22 protein-coding genes, 1 pseudogene and 1 riboswitch are annotated in these 22125 nt (G+C 68.4%); of the genes and pseudogenes, 13 read left to right on the top strand and 10 right to left on the bottom strand.

Features of this window, described 5'->3' with window-relative positions; translation table 11 throughout:
* Positions 1-92 precede the first annotated feature (92 nt).
* Both DIE21_RS23460 and DIE21_RS23455 read left to right on the top strand, forming a co-directional pair.
* On the top strand, positions 93-584 hold the full coding sequence (locus DIE21_RS23460) for a molybdopterin-dependent oxidoreductase (protein ID WP_124499957.1): 492 nt from the start codon (positions 93-95) through the stop codon (positions 582-584).
* 123 nt (positions 585-707) lie between these two features.
* Positions 708-1031 carry a winged helix-turn-helix domain-containing protein gene (locus DIE21_RS23455; protein ID WP_124500020.1) on the top strand — a complete coding sequence of 108 codons (324 nt, stop codon included), beginning with the start codon at positions 708-710 and terminating at the stop codon, positions 1029-1031.
* 21 nt (positions 1032-1052) lie between these two features.
* On the opposite strand, the gene DIE21_RS23450 is transcribed toward DIE21_RS23455, so the two are convergent.
* Entirely contained in the window at positions 1053-2396 is a 1344-nt protein-coding gene (locus tag DIE21_RS23450) for a DUF2325 domain-containing protein (protein ID WP_124499956.1), read from the bottom strand.
* Positions 2397-2505: 109 nt separating this feature from the next.
* Positions 2506-3003, bottom strand: coding sequence for a hypothetical protein (locus tag DIE21_RS23445; protein WP_185642830.1), 498 nt, complete (start codon positions 3001-3003; stop codon positions 2506-2508).
* Between the two features lie 268 nt (positions 3004-3271).
* Here DIE21_RS23445 and DIE21_RS23440 point away from each other — a divergent pair, with 268 nt between their 5' ends.
* Positions 3272-3490: a hypothetical protein gene (locus DIE21_RS23440; protein WP_311767463.1), complete on the top strand. Its 219-nt coding sequence runs from the start codon at positions 3272-3274 to the stop codon at positions 3488-3490.
* Positions 3491-3639: 149 nt separating this feature from the next.
* Positions 3640-4041, top strand: coding sequence for a nuclear transport factor 2 family protein (locus DIE21_RS23435; RefSeq protein WP_124499955.1), 402 nt, complete (start codon positions 3640-3642; stop codon positions 4039-4041).
* Between the two features lie 78 nt (positions 4042-4119).
* Here DIE21_RS23435 and DIE21_RS23430 read toward each other — a convergent pair whose 3' ends face one another.
* The 4 genes from DIE21_RS23430 to DIE21_RS23415 all read right to left on the bottom strand — a co-directional run bounded on the left by DIE21_RS23430 (position 4120) and on the right by DIE21_RS23415 (position 8767).
* Entirely contained in the window at positions 4120-5217 is a 1098-nt protein-coding gene (locus DIE21_RS23430) for a GNAT family N-acetyltransferase (protein WP_260432546.1), read from the bottom strand.
* Between the two features lie 40 nt (positions 5218-5257).
* Positions 5258-6739, bottom strand: coding sequence for an aldehyde dehydrogenase family protein (locus DIE21_RS23425; RefSeq protein WP_124499954.1), 1482 nt, complete (start codon positions 6737-6739; stop codon positions 5258-5260).
* A gap of 22 nt (positions 6740-6761) precedes the next feature.
* Positions 6762-7712 (bottom strand): agmatinase, encoded by a 951-nt coding sequence (gene speB, locus DIE21_RS23420; RefSeq protein ID WP_124499953.1) that lies wholly within the window; start codon positions 7710-7712, stop codon positions 6762-6764.
* Between the two features lie 167 nt (positions 7713-7879).
* Positions 7880-8767: a helix-turn-helix transcriptional regulator gene (locus tag DIE21_RS23415; RefSeq protein WP_124499952.1), complete on the bottom strand. Its 888-nt coding sequence runs from the start codon at positions 8765-8767 to the stop codon at positions 7880-7882.
* A gap of 196 nt (positions 8768-8963) precedes the next feature.
* Here DIE21_RS23415 and DIE21_RS23410 point away from each other — a divergent pair, with 196 nt between their 5' ends.
* From DIE21_RS23410 to DIE21_RS23400, 3 genes are all read left to right on the top strand, one after another.
* On the top strand, positions 8964-9308 hold the full coding sequence (locus tag DIE21_RS23410; protein ID WP_124499951.1) for a cupin domain-containing protein: 345 nt from the start codon (positions 8964-8966) through the stop codon (positions 9306-9308).
* Between the two features lie 81 nt (positions 9309-9389).
* A complete protein-coding gene (locus tag DIE21_RS23405) occupies positions 9390-10844 on the top strand; it encodes an FAD-binding oxidoreductase (protein ID WP_124499950.1) in 1455 nt (484 codons plus the stop codon).
* Positions 10845-10981: 137 nt separating this feature from the next.
* Entirely contained in the window at positions 10982-11902 is a 921-nt protein-coding gene (locus DIE21_RS23400) for a LysR family transcriptional regulator (RefSeq protein WP_124499949.1), read from the top strand.
* 11 nt (positions 11903-11913) lie between these two features.
* Here the strand turns inward: DIE21_RS23400 and DIE21_RS23395 are convergent.
* The 3 genes and pseudogenes from DIE21_RS23395 to DIE21_RS23385 form a co-directional block, all read right to left on the bottom strand.
* Positions 11914-12198, bottom strand: a pseudogene (locus tag DIE21_RS23395) (MFS transporter); the annotation flags it as partial.
* A gap of 3 nt (positions 12199-12201) precedes the next feature.
* A complete protein-coding gene (locus tag DIE21_RS23390) occupies positions 12202-12570 on the bottom strand; it encodes a hypothetical protein (RefSeq protein WP_124499948.1) in 369 nt (122 codons plus the stop codon).
* A gap of 21 nt (positions 12571-12591) precedes the next feature.
* Positions 12592-12948, bottom strand: coding sequence for a helix-turn-helix domain-containing protein (locus DIE21_RS23385; RefSeq protein ID WP_124499947.1), 357 nt, complete (start codon positions 12946-12948; stop codon positions 12592-12594).
* A 136-nt stretch (positions 12949-13084) separates the two neighbouring features.
* Here DIE21_RS23385 and gstA point away from each other — a divergent pair, with 136 nt between their 5' ends.
* From gstA to DIE21_RS23355, 6 genes are all read left to right on the top strand, one after another.
* Positions 13085-13717 carry a glutathione transferase GstA gene (gene gstA, locus DIE21_RS23380; protein ID WP_124499946.1) on the top strand — a complete coding sequence of 211 codons (633 nt, stop codon included), beginning with the start codon at positions 13085-13087 and terminating at the stop codon, positions 13715-13717.
* Between the two features lie 83 nt (positions 13718-13800).
* Entirely contained in the window at positions 13801-14187 is a 387-nt protein-coding gene (locus tag DIE21_RS23375) for a hypothetical protein (protein WP_124499945.1), read from the top strand.
* 91 nt (positions 14188-14278) lie between these two features.
* A complete protein-coding gene (locus DIE21_RS23370) occupies positions 14279-15571 on the top strand; it encodes a TolC family protein (RefSeq protein ID WP_124499944.1) in 1293 nt (430 codons plus the stop codon).
* An 11-nt stretch (positions 15572-15582) separates the two neighbouring features.
* Positions 15583-17103: an efflux RND transporter periplasmic adaptor subunit gene (locus DIE21_RS23365; RefSeq protein WP_124499943.1), complete on the top strand. Its 1521-nt coding sequence runs from the start codon at positions 15583-15585 to the stop codon at positions 17101-17103.
* Positions 17100-20306, top strand: a complete 3207-nt coding sequence (locus DIE21_RS23360; protein ID WP_124499942.1) for an efflux RND transporter permease subunit — start codon at positions 17100-17102, stop codon at positions 20304-20306. Before DIE21_RS23365 ends, DIE21_RS23360 begins: the two co-directional genes overlap by 4 nt.
* The gene (locus tag DIE21_RS23355; RefSeq protein WP_124499941.1) at positions 20303-20671 is read left to right on the top strand and encodes a copper-binding protein; all 369 of its coding nucleotides are present in this window, start codon (positions 20303-20305) and stop codon (positions 20669-20671) included. The genes DIE21_RS23360 and DIE21_RS23355 overlap by 4 nt, the downstream gene beginning before the upstream one ends.
* Before the next feature lie 133 nt (positions 20672-20804).
* On the opposite strand, the gene DIE21_RS23350 is transcribed toward DIE21_RS23355, so the two are convergent.
* Positions 20805-21815 (bottom strand): sodium:calcium antiporter, encoded by a 1011-nt coding sequence (locus DIE21_RS23350; protein ID WP_124499940.1) that lies wholly within the window; start codon positions 21813-21815, stop codon positions 20805-20807.
* Between the two features lie 82 nt (positions 21816-21897).
* Positions 21898-22073, bottom strand: a riboswitch (yybP-ykoY riboswitch).
* Positions 22074-22125: the final 52 nt, after the last annotated feature.

Below are 22125 nucleotides of genomic sequence, written 5' to 3'. Positions count from 1 at the left end.
ATCCGGTGCCGTGATCCGGCGCATGCGGTCTGCACTCTGTCTTGTGGACGTTTCCCGGCGTAATATATCGACCGATACAACGGAGGCGGGCGATGGAGATGACAGGCACGACAGCGCCGTCGGCGCATCATGAGACAGCGGGTTCGATCGCGCTGGCTGGCGCCTTCGAGCGGCCGATGACCCTGACGCTCGACGACCTGCGCCGCCACGCGTGCGTGAGCGCCGGGCCGTTCGACCTGCGCTGCTTCACGACGAACCGCTTCATCCGCTCGGTTCAGCCGTATCGCGGCGCGCGGCTGAAGGACCTGATCGAGGCCGCCGGGCTGCGCAACGACATGCCGGGCGACTTCAAGCGGATGGTGTTCATCGCGTATGCGCACGACGGCTACGCGGTCACGTTCTCGTGGCATGAACTGTTCAACACGCCCGTCGGCGAGCATGTGATCGTCGCATACGCATGCGGTGACGCACCGCTGTCGATCGACGACGGCGCGCCGCTGCTGTTCTCCGGCGCGGACGTGCTGCCCGCGCCGCGTCACGTGAAGCGGCTGGCGGGGATCGTCGCGCGGGTGCTCGAGGTCTGAGCGGGTGCCGCGCAGGCCGCCGGCGGCTCGCCGCGCGATCCATCGTGTATGCTTGCCCGCATCGTTCCATCGGCAGACAAGATGAAGACTTCGGCACACCCCAAGCCAGAGGTGCGGTTCAGAATGCGCATCCAGCAGGCCGGCACGATCGCGCTCGGGCCGGGCAAGGTCGCGCTGCTCGAGGCCGTGCGCGAGCACGGGTCGATCTCGGCGGCGGCGCGCAGCCTCGAGATGTCGTACCGGCGCGCGTGGCTGCTGATGGACGAGCTGAACCGGTCGCTGAAGTCGCCCGCGACGGTTTCCGAACACGGCGGCCAGAGCGGCGGCGGCAGCGTGCTCACGCCGGTCGGCGAGGAGATCATCCGGCTCTATCGCGAGATCGAGGCGCGCGCTTACGCGGCCTGCGCGGGCGAGATCGCCGCGCTGACCAGGATGGTGCGCCGCTGAAGCCTGCGTTGTTTGACGTGGCTAGCCATGCCGCAGGCAGAAGCGCGACGCTTCGCCCGTCTGCGCATCCGGCGGCATGACCTCGTGCGCATGCGCATCGAGCCGCCCGATCAGCTTGACGAAACTGGCGACGCTCGCGGTTCGCAGCGGGTAGTAAGCGATCTGGTGGCGTTCGCACATGCGCTTGAGCAGGTTCACCGAATCGTGGTCGACGCAGTCGACCGGGAACACCACCATGTGCGCGCCCGGCAGCGCGGCGGCCAGCAGGCCCTTGCGATCTTCGATCCCGCCGTCGTGCAGCGTCAGTTCGCCGCCCGCCGTCTCGACGATCCGCCGGATCGCGCGGTTCGACCCGGGCCGGCCGCCGACGTAGACGATGCGCTTGCGCTGCAGCATCGACAGTGACGCTGCCACGGGCGCGGCCGGATCGCCGGTCGACGCCTGCACCGCCTGTTCGATCGCGCTCGCCTCGGCGCGCAGCGTCCTCACCATCGCCATCAGGTCGTCGAGCCGTGCGCGCATCGCGCGGGCGCTCGCCTGTTCGGCGGCGATCCGCTGTTCCGCCGCCTCGCGGCGGCTCGTGTGCAGCGCAACGCGTTCGTCGCGCGCGGCCAGCGCCTCGCGCAGTTCGCGCACTTCGTCGTGCAACCCGCTTTCGGCACGCATCGGCTGCACGTTCCGGCGGGCAATGCACGCGTCGCGCTCCTTCAGCGCGGCATCGCGCGCCATGCTCATCTCGTGCAGGCGCGCCTGCTGCCGCTCGATCTTCGCGTGCAGCGCCGCATTCTCTTCCTCGAGCGCGACCAGCCGGCGAATATCCGCACGATTCGCCGCGCCGACGAGGTGCGACAGCATGTGCAGGTCGCCGAACGCGGCCTGGCGCACGCCCATCGTCGTGCACGGATGCGTCATCAGCGCCCAGTACGCGGGCGGGATGTCGCCGCTTTTCAGCGCGTCCCGCCACAGCGCGAGGAGCGCATCGGCGTCCTTCGCCTTGTCGAATGCGCGTATGGCACCCGCATAGCGTTCGTCGAGCGCCTTGTGCAGTGCCTTGCCGCCGGCCGCGCCCTTGATCGCGAGCTCGACGGCCGCGTGGTGGATTTCCAGGTCGGTCGCGCGCTGGCGGTCGAGATCCGAGAATTTCGGCACGAGCTTGCGCAGTTCGTGCGTGGTCAGGCAGGTGCCGATGATCGAGCAGTGCAGGTTCGAATCGAGCTCGGACAGGCGCGCACGACGCTTCAGCTCGACTTGCTGCGCACGGGACGGCGCGCAGCAGGCATCGGTTCGCCCTTCGCCCGCGGGTGAAGAGCCGCCGGACGATGGCAGACCCGCCGTGCGGGCCAGGCGAAAGGGCGGAGCGTGCATGTGGACCTCGATCCGGACCTGACGGACCGGAGACGGATGCGCGAAAGACCGGCGAAATATACCACGGAATATAACGCACGAAATGCCGGGGAAATGCGCGGTTCGCGGCTCAGCAGAGGGCGGCGGATTCCGGGTGCGATGCGGGCGTGTGACGTTCGATCACGTGTTCGACGCACAGCCCGACCAGCAGCACGTCGACGCGCTCCAGCGCGGCCACCGCGTCGCGCATCGCGGCCGGGTCGTTGCTGAATGCGTCGGAGAACACGTCGTCGCGCGTGCGTTCGAGGCCGCGTGCCAGCCCGATCGCGCGTTCGAGGTCGGACAGCCGCGTGAAGCGGGCGGCGCGTGCGTCGCGCGCGAGCCTCGCCAGCAGGTCGCGCAGGCTCAGTGCGGACAGCGTGTCGTCCGTCGCGGCAGAGAACACCCGGATGAAGCGCATCACGCTGCCGCGCAGGCGCCGGAACGCATCGACGACGTCCGTGACCTGCTGCGCGCGGCCGTCGCTCGGCACCGGCCGCAGCGTGCTGATCTTGCGGGGCAGTGTCGACGTGGGCGTCTTGGCGCGTACGGTGCGCGGCGGGGCGCGGTCCGTCGGCGTGCGGGGCATGGCGTGTCTCCGGTGGTACAGATGTCGATATATTCTATGGGATATAACGACGAGGCAGCGAACGCGTTTCGCGGATCTCGAGCGATGTCGCTGATCGGCCCGTTGCCGTCGCGTGTTTCCGCGTCGGAAAACGCGATCTTCGGCATGCATCCGTCGCCCGCGCCGTTCTCCGGTTCGAACGCCTGTCATGCATGAAGCCTGTCCAGGGCCGGCATGGGCAGCCGTCATGCCGGCCGCCGCGAGACGCGCATGTCGAAAGCGTGCCGGCGTGGCCTTCAACGACGAGAAGGCAAGTCGCGCGGCGTCGGCACGAGATGCCGCGACTGCCTGTTGCATGGGAACGCCGCTGCACGATGAAATCGCCGCGCGCGATGCCGGTTTGCTTGAACTGGCGGTGGATCGCGGGACAGAGGCCATTGCCGCCCGCCATGGCGACGGGCCGGTGGCCGGCAAGATTCAGGCGCATGTGATCGTGGCGGCAGGATAGCGGCACCGCGAATTGCTCATACCAAATCCATCTCGCCCGACTGCGCGTGAACCCGGTGCGTGGCCGTCCCGCGGTTCGACTATGCTGAATTGTCTGCGGCCCGATTTCCGCGCCGCAACGCGGCGAATCGGCGATGACGGGAGGGCGCGATGAGCGAGCAAAGCAACGTGCAACTGGTGCAGCAGGCATACGCTGCGTTCGGCAGGGCCGATATCGACGGCGTGCTGCAGACGCTGTCCGAAAACGTCGACTGGTTCATCCCCGGGCCGGCCGACGTCGTTCCGTTCGTCGGCAGAAGACAAGGGCCGCGGGAGGTCGCGGCGTTCTTCGCGGCGCTTGCGTCGGTGCAGACCGCGGAGCGGTTCGAGCAGCTCGAGTTCATCGCCAGCGGCAACCGGGTCGTCGTGCTCGGCACGCAGCGCTGGCATGTCCATTCGACCGGACGCACGTACGAGGACGACTGGGTGCACCTGTTCACGATCGATGGCGGGAAGATCGCGACGTTTGCCGAATATCACGATACCGCGGCCGAGGCGGCCGCGCATCGATAGTGACGGCGCAGGCTGCGCGCCTGGTTGCCGACGAAACGCCGATCGGACAGGCGCGCACGGCCGCCGCGCGACGCGGCCTCACATGAAGCCCGGATTCCTCGGGAGATAACGCGTCCAGTCGCTGCAATCGTGCGTGGACATCGACACCATCGGAAGCGTGAATCGCATGCCTCGGCTGGCCGCGATCGCCAGCGCATCGCTCGTCCCGGGAACGAACGCGGAGACCTGCGTCGCGTCGCCCGCGACGGCCAGCGCCAGCGCCGCCCGGAATGCATCGGGCATCGCATGTGCGTGCATGACCGCCAGCGGACCGATGTGGCCCGTGGCGGCAACGTACGCGTAGCCGATCCGCTCGCCCCCGTCTTCGAGGAACACGCGTTGCATCGTCGGATCGCCTACCAGGTAACGGTGATGCTTCTCGCGCGAAACACCCAGCGTGGCGAGATCGATTCGCCGCAGCATGTCGAGATCGTCGCCGGTCATCCGGATCGGTGTCGTGCTCAGCGCGGGGCCGGGCGCATGACGCGCCAGTGCGTCGCGCGCGGCGCTGCACAAATGGATCGGCACGCGCGGAAGCAGGCCGTGTCGCACATACAGTCCCTGGGACACGACGTTGAATGCGAAGGTGATCAGGCTCCTTTCGGTCGCGCCGGCCGCGCTTGCATGCCGGATGGTGCGCTCCAGCAATGCGTCGCCGATACCCTGTCCCTGACGGCCGGGAGCGACGAACAGTTCGGCAAGGAACCAGAGCCGGTCGCATACCCAGCTCAGGGCAAAGCCGACGATCTCGTCGTCATCCTCGGCGAGCCACGCCCCACATGGATCGTCCCGGACGCAGAAAGCCTGGAAATCCGGCGGCCGCGACGTGGCGATCGCCCCGAACCCGTGGCGGACGGTCAGGTCGTTGATGCTGCGAACGACCAGCGCTTCGGCGCGCGGCAGTTCGTCGGCGCTTGCAGGGCGGATAACGCGCGGCATAGGCACCTCTCGTCGGGTAACGCCTTCATGTATAGCAAACGGGGGCGACAGACCCAAGCGAGCGATGGCCGGGCCGGCCCGCGTCGATCGTGCGCGACGCCGTCCGATCGCCATCCGTTTCGGGCGGAACGCAGACGGGCTTTCCTGCATTCCGCTGGTATTGCGCGAATCCTCGCAAAAAACGGCGACGCCGCGCAACTGGGCACGGCGTCGCCCACGGCCTGGATGGCTGCCCTGGTCAATCGATCGCGCGCATCGCGTGGCGCAGCTCCTGATAGCTGCGCAGGCCCGTCACGCCGAGTTCGCGGCCGATCCCGCTGAGCCCGAAGCCACCCCAGCACACATGCGGGTAGATCAGCTGCGGCGTGTTGATCCACACGAGCCCGGCACGCACGCGCGCCTGGAACTGCCTTGCGGCTTGCGCATCGCGCGTGACGACGGTCGCGACGAGTCCATAGCGCGTGTCGTTTGCGAGCGCGATCGCCTCGTCGTCGGTGCGGAACGACTTCACGCACGCGACCGGGCCGAATACCTCGTCGGTCCACAGCAGGTTGTCGGCGGCCGGTTCCGCGACCACGACGGGCGCCATGAAGAAGCCGCTGCCGCCGCCCTCGGCGACGCGCCCGCTGAACGCGATGCGCGCCCCGGCCGCGATGCCTTGCTCCAGCATCGCCTCGACGCGCGAGCGCTGCGCGGCCGAGATCATCGGCCCCATCGCGACCTGCTCGGTGGCGGGCGGCGCGACGACAAGCGCGCGCACGGCCGTTTCGAACGCGGCCATGAAGCCGCGGTAAAGGCTGTCGTGCACGAGGATGCGCGCGGTGGCCGAGCACATCTGGCCCGCGTTCGTGAACGCGCCGGCGACGGCGAGCGATACCGCGGCGTCGAGATCGGCGTCGTCGCGCACGATCAGCGACGACTTGCCGCCGAGTTCGAGCGTCACGCGCTTCATGTCCTCGGCCGCGGCCTGCATGACCTTGCGCCCGGCAGCCGTGCTGCCGGTAAACGAGATCTTGTCGATCAGCGGATGCGCGGCCAGCGCCGCGCCGACCTCGGCGCCGCCGTTCACGACGCTGACGACGCCGTCCGGCACGCCGGCTTCGGCGATCAGGTCGAGCAGCGCGTGCTCGGCCGGCGACGTCAGTTCGGACGGCTTGAGCACGACCGTGCAGCCGGCCGCGAGCGCGGGCGCGAGCTTCCACGCGGTCGTGACCATCGGGAAATTCCACGGCATGATCAGCGCGGCGACGCCGAGCGCGTCGTAAAAGCGCTCGGCCGCGACGGCGTCGCTCGGCAGCGCGACCGGCTCGGCCGCGAACAGCGCCGGGTCGTCGCACAGCCGCGCGTAGTACGCGAACGTCGCCGCGACGTCGTCGACGTCGGCATCGGCTTCGAACGGCGGCTTGCCGCTTACTTGCATCTGCAGCGCCGCGAGGCGCTCACGGCTGGCTTCGACGCGTTCGGCGATCTTCGCGAGCAGGCGGCCGCGCTCGGCGGGCGGCGTGTCGCGCCAGCCGGCGAATGCGTCGCGCGCGGCGCGGACCGCGGCGTCGACGTGAGCGGCGCTCGCGAATGCCTGCCAGCCGATCGTCTCGCCGGTCGCGGCATTGAAGATCGGCGCGCCGGCTTCATCGGAATGCGCGCACACGGGCTGGCCGGCGATGCGCGCAGCGGGCAGCACGCGCGTCGCGGCGGAAGGGGAAAGCTCAGTGGTGGACATGACGGTTTTCCTGTCGATCGGATCAGCGGCAGGCGACGCCCGGCATCGCGCAGAGCATCTCGAACGCGAGGTTCGCGCCGACGAGCGCGGTGGTGCCGGTCGGATCGTACGGCGGCGACACTTCGACGAGATCCGCGCCGACGATGTTCAGCCCCTTCATCCCGCGAATGATCTCGAGACCTTGCTGCACCGACAGGCCGCCGATTTCCGGCGTGCCGGTGCCGGGTGCGAACGACGGGTCGAGGCCGTCGATGTCGAAGCTGAGATACACCGGCGCGTCGCCGATACGCTCGCGCACCTGTGCCATCAGCGGCGCGAGCGACTGGTTCCAGCATGCTTCCGCCTGCACGACGGTGAAGCCCTGCTGGCGGCACCAGTCGAAATCGTCCGCGTGGTAGCCGGTGCCGCGCAGGCCGATCTGCGTGACCTTGTCGCATTGCAGCAGGCCGTCTTCCACCGCGCGGCGGAACGGCGTGCCGTGCGCGATCTTCTCGCCGAACATCGTGTCGTTCACGTCCGCGTGCGCGTCGACGTGCACCACGGCGACCTTGCCGTATTTCCTGTGCAGCGCGCGCAGGATCGGCCATGCGATCGTGTGGTCGCCGCCGAGCGTGATCGGCCGGCAGCCGTTCGCGACGATCTCGTCATACGCTTGCTCGATACGGCGCACCGAATCCTTCAGGTCGTAAGGGTTGGTCGCGACGTCGCCGATGTCGGCGACCTGCAGCGAATCGAACGGTGCGGCGCGCGTGGCCATGTTGTACGGGCGCAGCAGCACGGATTCGGTGCGGATCTGGCGCGGCCCGAAGCGGGCACCCGAGCGGTTCGACGTGCCGAGGTCGAGCGGCACGCCGACGAAGCACACGTCGAGGCCGTCGGTCGTGTCGGCCTGCGGCAGGCGCATCATCGTGGCGATGCCGCCAAAGCGCGGCATCTCGTTACCGCCCATCGGCTGGTTCAGTTCGCGGTGCATGGGGCCGTCTCCTCTTTCCGGTGAAAAACGATCGGCCGATGGTAGAGGAGAAGGCGGGCGCGAAGATCTTGAAGTCGCAACGTTTACATCGACGGGTCTCGATGCGAGCGGCATCGCCGCATCGACGCGGCGCAACCGCAAGCGGGGGCGATCGGCGACCGATCAAGTCAGCCCGGGATCACGGACGGCGCATCGTCGTCTGCATGTGCCGCGGCGGCAGGAAACGCCGGCGCGGCCGAGCCCCATGCGGCGAGCTCGCGCTTCGTGCGCACGCCGAGCTTCGCGAACGCGCGCTTCACGTACGACTCGGCCGACGCGACGCGCACGCCGAGGATGTCGGCGGTCTCCGGCACGGTCTTGCCGGAGATCAGGTGCTTGCAGGTTTCGTATTCGCGCTTCGACAGCTTCACGCCGTCGGCCGCGATCCGCGCGTCGAACTGCGCGAGCGGATGTACGTCGGGCGTCGGGTGCGCGACGCGCCGCGCGGCGGTGGTCGACGCGTGCAGCTCGAGCAGCGGGAACAGCATGTCGCTGATGCTGCGAAAACGGTTCATCTCGGCGAGCGTGAACGGCGGGCGGTCGCGGCCGCGTTCCAGCGCGATCGAATGCTGCGCATAGCGGGTGCCGCGCGCGAGCACGCATTCGTGGCCGATGTGCACGTCGTCGAACAGCCGCTGGCGGAACTCGCCGGGCGGGATCGCCGCGATGTCGCGCACGACGAGCATCGTGCCCGTCTTGCCGCGCAGCCCCGCGAACAGCGGGTCGCTGTCGAGAAAGCGCTCGTAGTAGAGCGTCATCACGTCGGAGATTTCGGCGGTCTCGGCGCCGATGCCGCTGCTGCCGACCCATTCGCAGCGGTAGCCGGTGGGCATCGTGCCGTCGACGCGCGAGCGCTCGACGTGCGCGACGTCGAGCGGCACGACTTCGTTCAGCAGTTGCGTGAGACGCGGCACGAAGTGCGGCGTGCCGACCGTCTCGATCAGCTCGCCCAGCGCCTTGAACGACACGTTGAAGCGGTCGGTGTCGCGGTGGAAGGGGTTCACGTCGTGCAGCATGCGGTTCCCCGGTGAAAGGCGGCGCGATTCTAGCGTCCGAAGCCGAAAACGTCATTAGGGGGAAATACGGTACGGCGTCCCGCGATCTTGCGCGCGCCGGAAAACGCGCTTTGTCCCCCCCGAAGGGGGGCATACCGGGGCAGTGTAAATGCGTAACGTTGTCTCTGCTTCTTCAATCGAGAGACGAAAGACTGAGATGACCAAACTGATCAAGGACATCCTGCCGCTGGGCGCAGGCATGGGCGAATTCACGAAGCTCGACTTCGGGATGGACGAAACCGACTGGCGCGCGGCCGAAGGCAAGAGCGGCAATTACCTCGTCGGCTGGTGGGAAGGCAAGGTCGGCTCGGTGGCGTTCCCCGAAACCACGGCGGACGAAGCGGTGTGGCTTGTCGAGGGCCGGATCGCGCTGACCGACGTGGAAGGCAATCGCAGGGAATTCACGCCGGGACAGGGCTATCTGCTGCCGGCCGGTTTCGCGGGCCGCTGGGAGACGATCGAGGACGCGAAGAAGTTCTACGTGCTGCTCGAGAAGTCGTGATGTGAGCCGCCGCCGTGGCGTCGTCACCAGGGTGACGCGCGCCCCGCGGCGGCTTCGTTTTCACGTGTCATGGCCGGGATCATGGAAATGGAAGTCAAGGAAGCAGGACACGCCGCACCGGCGCACGCGCCGCGTGGCACGCCGGCGGCATTGAGCGTCGAACAGGCGCTCGCGAATACGAAGCTGTTCCCGTACTGGCTCGACAACCCGGCCGCACCGGCCACCGAGCCGGAACTCGCCGGCGACGTGACGGCCGACCTGCTGATCGTCGGCGGCGGCTTCACCGGGCTGTGGGCGGCCGTGCAGGCGAAGGAACAGATGCCGCACCTGAACGTGGTGCTGATCGAGGCCGGCAAGGTCGCGCACGGCGCATCGGGTCGGGCGGGCGGGATCATCTCGACGTCGGTGATGCACGGGCTGCCGAACGCGGTGCGCGTGTTCCCGAACGACATCGCGCAGCTCGAGGCATTCGGCCATCACAACCTCGACGGCTTCGAGGAAACGCTGAAGCGCTACGACATCGACGCCGAGATCGAGTGGAACGGCGAAATGACGGTGGCGGTCGACCCCGGGCACCTCGCGCACCTGAAGGGTGACTACGACCTGCATCGCGAATACGGTCACGACGTCGTGCTGCTGAACCGCGAGGAAACGCGCGAGCAACTGAACTCGCCGCTGTTCGCGGGCGCGCTGTGGTCGCGCAACCGCAGCGGCATCGTGCATCCGGCGAAGCTCGCGTGGGGGCTGAAGCGCGCGGCGCTGTCGCTCGGCGTGAAGCTGTACGAGCACACGCCGCTCACGGCCGTGACCGACGAAGGCGGCACGGTGGTCGTGAAGACGCCGAAGGGCAGCGTGCGCGCGCCGCGCGTCGTGTTCGGCAGCGGCACCGCGAAGGTCGGCATTCCCGACATCAACCGCCGCGTGATGCAGGTGCGCGACCACGTGCTCGCGACCGAGCCGCTCACCGACGAACAGCTCGTGCGGATCGGCTGGAAGAATCGCCAGGGCGTATACGACACGCGCACGCAGCTCAACTATTTTCGGCTGACGAAGCACAACAGCATCATCTTCGGCGGGCTGGTGAGCTATCACTTCGACGGCGATCCCGAACCGCATCAGGACGGCCGGCGCGAAACCTATTACCGGCTCGCGGAAGCGTTCTACCGGACGTTCCCGCAACTGGGCGACGTGCGCTTCTCGCACGCGTGGGGCGGCCCGATCGACTACTGCTCGCGCGGCTCGGTGTTCGCGAAGCGCTATCTCGGCGACAAGGCCGTGTTCGTCGCCGGCTACACGGGCTTCGGCGTCGCGGCGAGCCGGTTCGGCGCGTTCATGGGGCTGAACCTCCTGTTCGATCGCGACAGCCCGGAGCGCACGCTCGACATCGCGAACCAGAGCCCGGGCTATATCCCGCCCGAGCCGATGCGCTGGGTCGCCGCGAAGATCACGTTCCATGCGTTCGACGGCGCGGATGCCGAAGGCGGCTGGAAGCGCGCGTGGATCAACGGGATCAAGGCGATGGGCTTCCCGATGTAGGCGACGCGGCGGCGTTCGTGAATGACGGGTAGGGTGTGCGCCGTTGCCGATGGCGGCGCACACCGGGTCGGGTACATCGGTGAAGGCGGCCGGTGTCGTGCCGGCCGGACAACGCGCGCACGCGCAGCGGCTTCAGCATGTTCTCGAATACCACCGATCTCGATCTCCGGCTCATCCGGGTCTTTCTGGCCGTCGTCGACGCACGCGGCATCACGGCCGCCGAGGCCTCGCTCGGCGTGCGGCAATCGACGATCAGCACGCAGCTCTCCGCGCTGGAGGCGCGCGTCGGCTTCAAGCTGTGCGATCGCGGCCGCGGCGGCTTTCGCCTGACGTCGAAGGGCGAACGCTTCGCGGCCACCGCGCGCACGCTCGTCGCGGCGACGTCCGAGTTCGTCGCGCGCGTGCGTGACATCGACCGCAAGCTGGTCGGTACGCTGTCGATCGGCCTGATCGGCCAGGCGCCGCTCGTCGAGAACGCGCGCCTCGCCGACGCGATCGGCGCATTCCGCAAGCGCGACCAGGCCGTCACGTTCGCGATGAAGGTCGCATCGCCGCAGGAGCTGGAGGAAAGCCTCGTCAACAACCAGCTCGATCTCGCGATCGGCTATTTCTGGCATCGCGTGCCGGGGCTCGACTACACGCCGCTGTTTACCGAGGCGCAGGTGATCTACTGCGGCCGCGGGCATCCGCTGTTTCATGCGGCGCGGCCGGTGTCGGCCGACGACCTGCAGGCGCACGACTGGGTGTGGCGCACCTATCCGGTGCCGGAGGAGCAGCATCCGCTGCCGGAGCGGCGCGTGACCGCGAGCGCGGACAGCATCGAGGCCGCGACGATCCTGATCCTGTCGGGCGGCCATCTCGGCTACCTGCCCGCGCATTACGCGGAGCCGTTCGAGCAGCGCGGGCTCGTGAAGGCCGTCGGCCGCGCGACATTCAGCTTCGACGTGCCGCTGCATCTCGCGATGAAGCGCAGCGCGAGCGACAAGCCGATCGTCGGCGCGTTCTGCGAGGACCTGCTGCGTGCGTTCAACCTCAAGACGGTCGCGCTGGCCGCATAGCGCGACGTCGCTCACGCGTCGATGCGTTCGACCTTGCCGACCAGCAGCCCGTACGACAGGCTGCCCGCGAGCGCCATCGCGGCGATGTAGGTGATCGCGCGCGAGAAGTCCGCGCCGTCGACGAGCAACCCGATCACGATCGGCGTCGCGATCGCGGCCAGGTTGCCGATCAGGTTGAACACGCCGCCCGTGAGGCCGAGCAGCCGGGCGGGCGCGAGGCCCGACACGAGCGACCACGTGATCGATGCGAAGCCGTTGCCGAAGAACGCGATCGTCATGAACGCGATCACCCAGCCGGCCTACGCGCCTGCGCTCTCGTCGCGATACCCGTCCTTGCCATCGAAGATTTCCTTCAGCGCGGCGCGCAGCGCGACGGGATCGTGTTCGCCGGGCACGAGATGGATCACGTAATGCGTATTGCCGTCGAGCCTCGCGGCGGTGCGTTCATCGAGCTCGACGTCGAGCGTGTCGCCCGTGAGACGCACCGTCAGATCCTTCACGTGCGCGGTGAGCTGATCGAGCACCATCACCTCGATCGTCGTTTCCTCCGGAAAGCGCAGCAGCGAGAAGCAATAGTTCCGCTCCGCGTCGTGGCAATAGATGTTCGCGCAGCTTTCGTCGTCGTCGATATCGGACGTGGCCGCGCCGACGGTAGCGTGTAGTTCCATGATGTTTCTCTCGATGTGGGGTTATCGGGCCGGCGCGGTTTCCGCTTCGACCTCGCAATGCGCATCGCGCGCCTTCAGCCACAGCCCGAATTCGCGCATGACCTCCACGACGGGCCGGAGCCGGTCGCCGTCCGCGGTCAGATCGTATTCGACGCGCACCGGCACTTCCGGATACACGGTGCGCCGCACGAAGCCGGCGTCCTCGAGCGCGCGCAGATCGAGCGTCAGCATCCGCTGCGAGATGCCCGGCATGTCGCGGCGCAGGTCGCTGAAGCGCTTCGGCCCGTCGAGCAGATACGACACGAGCAGCAGCCGCCAGCGGCCGCCGAGCAGGCGCATCGCTTCTTCCACGGAACATCCTGTCGCACTCGTTTTCATGCTGCTGATCCTGGTCGGTAACTTTTTTGTGACTACGGCACAAACGTCTGCCGTCTTCCCGGCGCTGCGCGGATGCGAGATATTAGCGCCCGCGTCGCGGCGAATCGAGAGTCGAACCCACCAACCAAGGAAACGCATGAAGCTCTATCACGCTCCCGGCAGCTGTTCGCAGGCAATCCGCATCGTGCTTCGCGAAGCGGACATCGATGCGCAGATCGTCACGGTCGATGCGCGCAAGCATCGAATCGACGACGGCCGCGACTACTACGACGTCAACGAACTGGGCTACGTGCCGCTGCTCGAACTCGACGACGGCACGACGCTGCGCGAAGGGCCGGTGATCGCGCAGTATCTCGCAGACCGGCGTCCGGAAGCGGGGCTCGCGCCCGCGTACGGCACGCTCTCCCGCTACCGGCTGATGGAATGGCTGAACTTCCTCGGCACCGAGATTCACAAGGGCTTCATTCCGCTGCTGTACGCGGTGCAGGCGGGGAAATACGTCGACCCGGTACGGCAGAAGCTCGACAGCCGGTTCGCGTGGATCGACTGGCAACTCGACGGCAATACGTATTTGACGGGCGACACGTTCACGATCGCCGATGCGTACTTGTTCGCGCTCACGGGCTGGGGCAAGGCCGAATGGATGCGCTCGGTGTACAACGCGGACATCGACCTGAGCCGGCATGCGAACCTGCGTGCGTGGTACGAGCGGGTTCGGGCGCGGCCGGCCGTGCAGCAGGTGCTGGCTGCGGACGGCCTGATCCGTTAGCGCGTGCGGACAGCTCCGGAGACGGTACGAATCCGTACATATCGCCCCGCCACACCGCAATCTGTCGCGCTATAATCGCCGCCATGAAATGGCTTCGGACCTTCATCCTGCTGCTGCTTTGCGCGGTGCTGCCCATCAGCGGGCTGGCAGCCAGCGGCCTGACCGGTGAATGTCCGATGCAGCACACGATGTCGATGGAAGCGGACGCGGGCATGAGCATGTCCGCCGACATGAGCGGCTGCGATTCGATGAAGGCATCGCCCACCGACACCACGAAGGCCAAGGCCAAGGCGAAGGGCATGGCCTGCAAGGTGACGGCCCAGTGTCAGTTCGGCAGTCTCTATCACCCGGCCGGCCGCACCGGCATCAGCCGTCCCGCCGCATTCGCCAGCACCGTCGCCTTCCACTACGCGCAGTCCGTCCCGGTCCGCGACCCGAACGGGTTGTGGCGCCCGCCACGCTTCAACTGATCCCGATCCGATAGGTTCGCCGCCTCCGCGGCGAGGTTCGTCCTGTATCAGGACGTGGAATCCCTATGGGGTTCCGCCTTGGGGTTAAACCATGTCATTCCATTTCGGCACGCCGCCCGCGCGGCGTGCGCGCCGGCGCGCGCCCGTGCTTTGGGCGGCGCTGCTGGTTGCGGGCGCGGTGCGCGCGCAGCAACCGTCATTCACGCTGGACGCCGCGCTGCAGTCCGCCACCGATCATTCCGCGTCGATGCAGGCCGCGCAGGCGTCGGTGCGCGCCAGTTCGGAGGCGGCCGTGAAAGCCGGCCAGTTGCCGGACCCGATGCTCAAGGCCGGCATCGACAACCTGCCCGTCAACGGCGGCCAGCGCTTCACCATCGGCCAGGACTTCATGACGATGCGCCGCATCGGCATCGAGCAGGAATGGGTGTCCGGCGACAAGCGGCGCCTGCGCTCGGCGCTCGCGAACGAGCAGGTCGGACGCGAACGCGCCGGCTACCTCGCGCAGCTCGCCAGCGTGCGCCAGCAGACCGCGACGGCGTGGCTGAACGCCGTCTACGCGAAGCAGGCGCTCGCGCTCCAGCAGGCGCTGCTCGATCACATGAATCACGAACTCGAAGCGACCCAGGCGTCGTATCGCGGCGCGAAGGCGAGCGCGGGCGACGTCGTCCAGGCGCGGGCCATGCTTGCGCAGACGCACGATCAGCTGCTGAAGGCGCAACAGGTCTACCAGACGGCGCGCATCGCGTTGTCGCGCTGGACCGCCGTGCCCGTCGAGGACGTCACGGGAACGCCGCCCACGCCGGAATCGTTCGTGTCGTCGTTGCCGCCGGATGAATTGCGGCTGTCGCAACCGGCGCTCATCACCGCGGCGGATGACATCGCGGTCGCCGAAGCCGATACCGCGGTGGCGAACAGCGAGCGCAGCCCCAACTGGACGTGGGAAGTCGCGTACCAGCAGCGCGGCGGCGCGTATTCGAACATGGTTTCCGTCGGCGTCACGATTCCGTTGCCGCTCAACCGCAAGAACCGGCAGAACCGCGACGTCGCCGAGAAGGCCGCGCTCGCGACGAAAGCGCGCCTGATGTACGAGGACACGCTGCGCCAGGTGCAGGCCGATATCCGCATGCAGTCCTCGACGCTCGCGAGCGGCCGCGCGCGCATCGCGAACCTGGGCGACGCGCTGCTGCCCGCCGCCGACCAGCGCGTGCAGTTGGCGAACGCCGCCTACCGCGCCGGCACGGGCTCGCTCGCGGACACGTTCGCCGCGCGCCGCGCGCAACTCGATGCGCAGTTGCAGGTGCTCGATCTCCGGCGCGAGGTCTCGCAGACCTGGGCGCAGCTCGAATATCAGGTCGTGCCGGCGACGCTGGCCGCCGCGCAATGAAGGAGAACGACATGACGAAGCAAACACTGGCCCGTGCCGCGCTGCTGGCGTTCGCCGCCGTGGCGCTGCTCGGCGCGGGTTATGTCGCGGGCGCACGCCATGCGGCAAGCGTCGCGCCGGAAGCCGCCGCGGCGTCGCCCGGCAAGCCCGACCCGACGACCGGACGCAAGGTGCTGTACTGGCACGACCCGATGGTGCCGAACCAGCACTTCGACAAGCCGGGCAAGTCGCCCTTCATGGACATGCAGTTGCAACCGGTCTATGCGGACGAAGGCGGCGGCACGTCAGGCATCCGGATCGATCCCGGCCTGCAGCAGAACCTCGGCGTCCGCTACGCGACCGTCCGGCGCCAGGAAGCGGCCGGCGGATTCGATGCGGTCGGCACCACGCAATTCGATGAAGCGCGCACGGATGTCGTGCAGTCGCGCGTGACGGGCTACATTGATCGCCTGTACGCGCGGGCACCGATGCAGCGCATCGACAAGGGCGCGCCGATCGCGTCGCTGTACGTGCCGGACTGGCTCGCGCCACAGGAGGAATATCTCGCGCTGAAGCGCGGCGGGATGGATGGCAGTCTGCTGGAGGCATCGCGTGCCCGCATGCGCGCGCTGTCGATTCCGGACGGCATGGTCGCGAGCCTCGATCGCACCGGCCGCGTGCAAACGCACGTCGTGCTGAGCGCGCCGGAAACCGGTGTGGTCAGCGAGCTGAACGTGCGCGACGGCGCGATGGTCGCGCCGGGGCAGACGCTGGCCAGGATCTCGGGGCTGTCGACGCTGTGGCTGATCGTCGAGATTCCCGAGGCACTGGCGTTGAACGTGCAGCCGGGGATGCCGGTGGACGCGACGTTCGCGGGCGATCCGTCGCGGCACTTCACGGGGCGCATCCGCGAGATCCTGCCGGGCATCAGCACGAGCAGCCGCACGCTGCAGGCGCGGCTGGAGATCGACAACGCGTCGCTGCGGCTGACGCCCGGCATGCTGATGCGCGTGCGTGTCGCCGGGCCGAAGGCGGTGCCGCGCCTGCTCGTGCCGTCGGAGGCGGTGATCGCGACCGGCAAGCGCACGATCGTCATCGTGAAGCGCGGCGACGGCGGCCTTCAGCCGGTGACGGTGACGGTGGGCAACGACGTCGGCGGCGATACGGAAGTGCTCGGCGGGTTGAGCGAAGGCGATACGGTCGTCGCATCGGGGCAGTTCCTGATCGATTCCGAAGCGAGCCTCAAGTCCGTGCTGCCGCGGCTGGACAGCAGCGCCGGCGCGAGCGGGGCGGTGGCCGCGTCCGCACCGAAAGCGGCGGCGCCGAGCTATGAGACCACCGGCAAGGTCGAGAACGTCACGGCCGACGACATCACGTTCTCGCATCAGCCCGTACCCGCACTCGGCTGGGGCGCGATGACGATGACGTTCGGCAAGCCGTCGGCCACCGCGTTCCCGGACGTGAAGCCGGGCCAGACGGTGCGCTTCGCGTTCACGCAGGGCGACGACGGCTATCGGCTGACGAAGGTCGAACCGCAGGGAGGCGAACGATGATCGCGCGCATCATTCGCTGGTCCGTCCACAACCGCTTCCTGGTGCTGCTCGCCACCGTGCTGATCGCGGCGTGGGGCGTCCATTCGCTGCGGCAGACGCCGCTCGATGCGTTGCCTGACCTGTCGGACACGCAGGTGATCGTCAAGGCGTCGTATCCGGGCAAGGCGCCGCAGATCGTCGAGGACCAGGTGACCTATCCGCTGACGACGACGCTGCTCGGCGTGCCGGGCGCGAAAACCGTCCGCGCGTACTCGTCGTTCGGCGATGCGTTCGTCTACGTGCTGTTCGACGACCATACCGACCCGTACTGGGCGCGTTCGCGCGTGCTCGAATACCTGAGCCAGGTGCAGAGCCGCCTGCCCGCCGGCGCGACCGTGTCGCTCGGGCCGGATGCGACCGGGGTCGGCTGGGTGTACGAGTACGCGCTTGTCGACCGCACCGGCGGCCACGACCTCGGGCAGCTGCGCGCGCTCAACGACTGGTTCCTGAAGTTCGAGCTGAAGGCGGTGCCGGACGTGTCGGAAGTCGCGAGCATCGGCGGGATGGTGCGCCAGTACCAGGTCGTGCTCGATCCGGACAAGCTGCGCGCGTACGGCATCACGCAGGCGGCGGTCGCGGACGCGCTCGGCAAGGCGAACCAGGCGTCGGGCGGCTCGGTCGTCGAGCTGGCCGAGTCGGAGTACATGGTGCGTTCGTCCGGCTACCTGCGCACGCTCGACGACTTCCGGCACGTCGTGCTGCGCACCGACGACGCGGGCACGCCGGTGCTGCTCGGCGACGTCGCGCGCATCCAGGTCGGCCCGGCGATGCGGCGCGGCATCGCGGAGCTGAACGGGCAGGGCGAGGTGACGGGCGGTGTCATCGTGATGCGTTCGGGCAAGAACGCGCTGACGACGATCGACGCGGTGAAGGCGAAGCTCGCCAGCCTGAAGCGCTCGCTGCCGCCCGGCGTCGACATCGTCACGACCTACGACCGCTCGCAATTGATCGAGCGCGCGGTGGACAACCTCAGGGACAAGCTGATCGAGGAATTCGTGATCGTCGGGATCGTCTGCGCGGTGTTCCTGTTCCACCTGCGCAGCGCGTTCGTCGCGATCCTGTCGCTGCCGCTCGGCGTGCTGGCTGCCTTCATCGTGATGCGCTATCAGGGCGTGAACGCGAACCTGATGTCGCTGGGCGGCATCGCGATCGCGATCGGCGCGATGATCGACGCGGCGATCGTGATGATCGAGAACGCGCACAAGCATCTGGAGGCCTACGGCCACGCGCATCCCGGCGAGCCGATCACGGCCGCGCGCCGCTGGGAGCTCGTCGCGACGTCGGCCGCGGAGGTCGGGCCGGCGCTGTTCTTCTCGCTTCTGATCATCACGCTGTCGTTCATTCCGGTGTTTTCGCTGGAAGGGCAGGAGGGCAAGCTGTTCGCGCCGCTCGCGTTCACGAAGACCTACACGATCGCCGCCGCGGCCGGGCTGTCGGTGACGCTGGTGCCCGTGCTGATGGGCTATCTCGTGCGCGGCCGCATTCCGCCCGAGCACGCGAACCCGATCAACCGCGTGCTGATCCGCCTGTACCGGCCGCTGCTCGAAGCGACGCTGCGGCGCCCGTGGTTCGCGATCGGCGTCGCGCTCGTCGCGCTGTTGCTGACGGCCGTGCCGTTGTCGCGGCTCGGCGGCGAGTTCATGCCGCCGCTCGACGAAGGCGACCTGCTGTACATGCCGACCGCGCTGCCGGGCATCTCGGCCGACAAGGCGAGCGAACTGCTGCAGCAGACCGACCGCCTGATCAAGACCGTGCCCGAGGTCGACACCGTGTTCGGCAAGTCGGGGCGCGCGGATACGGCGACCGATCCCGCGCCGCTCGAGATGTTCGAAACGACGATCCGCTTCAAGCCGCGCAGCGCGTGGCGGCCGGGGATGACGCCGGAGAAGCTCGTCGACGAGCTCGATCGCACGGTGAAGGTGCCGGGCCTGTCGAACGTGTGGGTGCCGCCGATCCGCAACCGGCTCGACATGTTGTCCACCGGCATCAAGACGCCGGTCGGCGTGAAGATCTCCGGGCCGGACCTGACGGGGATCGACGCGATCGCGACGCAGGTCGAGGCGGCGGTGAAGCACGTGCCGGGCGTCACGTCCGCGCTCGCGGAACGGCTGAACGGCGGCCGCTACATCGACGTCGACATCGACCGCCTCGCGGCCGCGCGCTACGGGCTGTCGGTGGCCGACATCCAGTCGGTCGTGTCGTCGGCGGTGGGTGGCGAGGATGTCGGCGAAGTGATCGCGGGGCGCGAGCGCTTTCCGATCAACATCCGCTATCCGCGCGAGATCCGCGATTCGCTCGAGAACCTGCGGCAACTGCCGGTCGTCACCGCGCGCGGCGCGCAGATCCGCCTCGGCGACGTCGCGCGCCTCGCGATCGCCGACGGGCCGCCGATGATCCGCAGCGAGAACGCGCGGCTGTCCGGCTACGTGTACGTCGACATGCGCGGCACCGATCTGCGCACGGCGGTTCGCGCGATGCAGCAGGCGGTCGCGCAACAGGTCGCGTTGCCGCCCGGCTATTCGATCGCGTGGTCGGGGCAGTTCGAGTATCTCGAACGCGCGGCGGCGACGCTGCGCACCGTGGTGCCGGTCACGCTCGTCGTGATCTTCGTGCTGCTGTTCGTCACGTTCGGCTCGGCGGCCGATGCGCTGCTGCTGATGTCGACGGTGCCGTTCGCGCTGGTCGGCGGCTTCTGGCTCGTCTGGGCGTTGGGCCACGCGGTGTCGGTCGCGACGTCGGTGGGCTTCATCGCGCTGGCGGGCGTGGCCGCCGAGTTCGGCGTGGTGATGCTGCTGTACCTGAAGGGCGCGCTGCAGCGCCGCCTCGACGCCGGTGCGCCGCTGACCGATGCGATGCTGCTCGACGCGATTCGCGAAGGCGCGGTGCTGCGCGTGCGGCCGAAGGCGATGACGGTCGCCGTCGTGCTGGCCGGCCTCGTGCCGATCATGATCGGTCACGGCGCCGGCTCCGAAGTGATGCAGCGCATCGCCGCGCCGATGGTCGGCGGGATGGTCACCGCGCCGCTGCTGTCGATGTTCGTCATTCCCGCCGCGTGGCTTCTGCTGCAGCGCCGTCGTGCGCGAAGCGCGAGCCGTCAGCGGCATTCCGATGCAGTTCCTCACGGCATGAACGTGCCGTCCACCCCAACTGGAGAATCCCCATGAAGATGAATCAACTGATCGCCACTGCCGCAGCCGTTCTCGCAACCGGCGCGTTCGCCGTACCCGCGTTTGCCGCGGGCGACATGTCGGGCATGGACATGTCCGGCATGAAGATGTCGTCGGGCGGCGCGGCCGAGTCGAACACGGCGCTGACCGATGCCGAAGTGAAGAAGGTCGATGCCGCCAGCGGCAGGATCACGCTGAAGCACGGCGCGCTCGAGAACGTCGGGATGCCGTCGATGACGATGGCGTTCAAGGCGAAGGACGCGGCCATGCTCGCCGAGGTTCATGCGGGCGACAAGGTGAAGGTGCGCGTCGAGAACGTCAACGGCACGCTGACGATCGTCAAGCTCGTGAAGGCGTCGTAAGCGCGGGATGCGGGCGGCGCAGGCCGCCTGCAGCGCGGGCAGCGAAGCGCGATGCAGCTGCTTGCGCCGCGGTCGGGTGCGTGCGTCCGCCGGACGACGCGCCCGATCGCACCCGATGCGGCGTTTCAGCGCGTCAGCGCGTCAGCGTCACGAACAGATAGCCGACGTAACCGGCCCCGTTCGCGAGCAATGCCCAGATCGCGAGCCCGCGCGCGCGGGCATTGACGCGCAGCCAGACCGCCGCCGCGAGCGTGATGACCACGCCGGTCAGCACTTCGGGGCGCGGCTCCCACGGCGTCAGCATGATGCCGATCGCGGGCAGCAGCGTGCCCTGGAACACCATCGCGCCGGTGATGTTGCCGAACGCGAGCGTGTCCTTCCCGCGGCGGATCCACAGCACGCTGTTGACCTTCTCCGGCAGCTCCGTCGCGATCGGCACGATGATCAGCGACAGCAGCAGCGCGGAGATGCCGAGCAGGTGCGACACGCCTTCGACGCCGTGAATGAAGCCCTTTGCACCGCCGACGAGCAGTGCGACACCGAGCGCGAGCTGCAGCGCGATGGTCGCGAGGTTGGTCGGCAGCCCGACGCGCGACAGGAACATCGCGTGCGGCGCTTCGGTGCCGTGCCCGGCGTCGACGAGCTGCGTCGACGCGCGGAACGTCATCACGACATACGTCACGTAGATCCCGACCAGCATCACGGCGAGCAGCGCGCGGACGGCCCACACGTGATGCGGGACGAACATCGCGACGGTGGCGAGCGCGAACGCGGCGATGAAGTAGTTCAGGTCGCGCACGAAGCCGGTCCGCTCGGGCGTGATCGTGCCGGTCAGGCCGCGCGAGCGGATCACGGCGAGCGTCATCAGGAAGGTCGTCAGCGTCGCGAGCATCAGCGGCGCGCCGAGAATCGCGCCGACGCCGATTTCCTCGTTCACGGCCGCATTCGACGTGCCGCCCGCGAGCGCAAGCAGCGGCACCATCGTTTCGGGCAGCGCGGTGCCGACGGCCGCGAACAGCGAACCGGTGACGCCTTCGGAAATCTTCAGCCGTTCGCCGAGATGTTCGAGCGCATTCGTGAAGAGTTCGGCGGCGACCAGGATGACGAGCAGCATGAACGCCAGTTCGACGAGCATCAACGTCATGCGGCACCTCCGCAGGCAGGCATGCGGGCGGTCATGGAACGCGCGAAACGCGAAGAGGAGGCAAGGAGGAACATGGGGACTCCGTGGTCGGACGTGGACGAACCATGACGCATCTGCCGACGTCCGACCAGGACCGACGCGATGCGTCGATGGTCTCGCCAGACCGATTCGGCCGAACGCGCCACGGCCGCGGGCCGAGTGTGTTGACGCGTTCGCTTTCCGGGGAAGGAAAGCAGGCTACTCCCCAAAGACGAAGGGCAGTCTAGCCGAGCCGGCTGCTTTCGGCAAGATTGCGCGGTCATGCCCTTTC

This window comes from Burkholderia sp. Bp9140, from assembly GCF_003853425.1.
In the GTDB taxonomy this organism is placed as follows: domain Bacteria; phylum Pseudomonadota; class Gammaproteobacteria; order Burkholderiales; family Burkholderiaceae; genus Burkholderia.
This window is presented reverse-complemented; position numbering and strand designations above follow the sequence as displayed.

Coding starts and splice junctions, on each gene's coding strand:
- DIE21_RS23460 (WP_124499957.1), top strand. CDS start 93: ATGGAGATGACAGGCACGACAGCGCCGTCGGCGCATCATGAGACAGCG.
- DIE21_RS23455 (WP_124500020.1), top strand. CDS start 708: ATGCGCATCCAGCAGGCCGGCACGATCGCGCTCGGGCCGGGCAAGGTC.
- DIE21_RS23450 (WP_124499956.1), bottom strand. CDS start 2,396: ATGCACGCTCCGCCCTTTCGCCTGGCCCGCACGGCGGGTCTGCCATCG.
- DIE21_RS23445 (WP_185642830.1), bottom strand. CDS start 3,003: ATGCCCCGCACGCCGACGGACCGCGCCCCGCCGCGCACCGTACGCGCC.
- DIE21_RS23435 (WP_124499955.1), top strand. CDS start 3,640: ATGAGCGAGCAAAGCAACGTGCAACTGGTGCAGCAGGCATACGCTGCG.
- DIE21_RS23425 (WP_124499954.1), bottom strand. CDS start 6,739: ATGTCCACCACTGAGCTTTCCCCTTCCGCCGCGACGCGCGTGCTGCCC.
- speB (WP_124499953.1), bottom strand. CDS start 7,712: ATGCACCGCGAACTGAACCAGCCGATGGGCGGTAACGAGATGCCGCGC.
- DIE21_RS23415 (WP_124499952.1), bottom strand. CDS start 8,767: ATGCTGCACGACGTGAACCCCTTCCACCGCGACACCGACCGCTTCAAC.
- DIE21_RS23410 (WP_124499951.1), top strand. CDS start 8,964: ATGACCAAACTGATCAAGGACATCCTGCCGCTGGGCGCAGGCATGGGC.
- DIE21_RS23405 (WP_124499950.1), top strand. CDS start 9,390: ATGGAAATGGAAGTCAAGGAAGCAGGACACGCCGCACCGGCGCACGCG.
- DIE21_RS23400 (WP_124499949.1), top strand. CDS start 10,982: ATGTTCTCGAATACCACCGATCTCGATCTCCGGCTCATCCGGGTCTTT.
- DIE21_RS23390 (WP_124499948.1), bottom strand. CDS start 12,570: ATGGAACTACACGCTACCGTCGGCGCGGCCACGTCCGATATCGACGAC.
- DIE21_RS23385 (WP_124499947.1), bottom strand. CDS start 12,948: ATGAAAACGAGTGCGACAGGATGTTCCGTGGAAGAAGCGATGCGCCTG.
- gstA (WP_124499946.1), top strand. CDS start 13,085: ATGAAGCTCTATCACGCTCCCGGCAGCTGTTCGCAGGCAATCCGCATC.
- DIE21_RS23375 (WP_124499945.1), top strand. CDS start 13,801: ATGAAATGGCTTCGGACCTTCATCCTGCTGCTGCTTTGCGCGGTGCTG.
- DIE21_RS23370 (WP_124499944.1), top strand. CDS start 14,279: ATGTCATTCCATTTCGGCACGCCGCCCGCGCGGCGTGCGCGCCGGCGC.
- DIE21_RS23365 (WP_124499943.1), top strand. CDS start 15,583: ATGACGAAGCAAACACTGGCCCGTGCCGCGCTGCTGGCGTTCGCCGCC.
- DIE21_RS23360 (WP_124499942.1), top strand. CDS start 17,100: ATGATCGCGCGCATCATTCGCTGGTCCGTCCACAACCGCTTCCTGGTG.
- DIE21_RS23355 (WP_124499941.1), top strand. CDS start 20,303: ATGAAGATGAATCAACTGATCGCCACTGCCGCAGCCGTTCTCGCAACC.
- DIE21_RS23350 (WP_124499940.1), bottom strand. CDS start 21,815: ATGACGTTGATGCTCGTCGAACTGGCGTTCATGCTGCTCGTCATCCTG.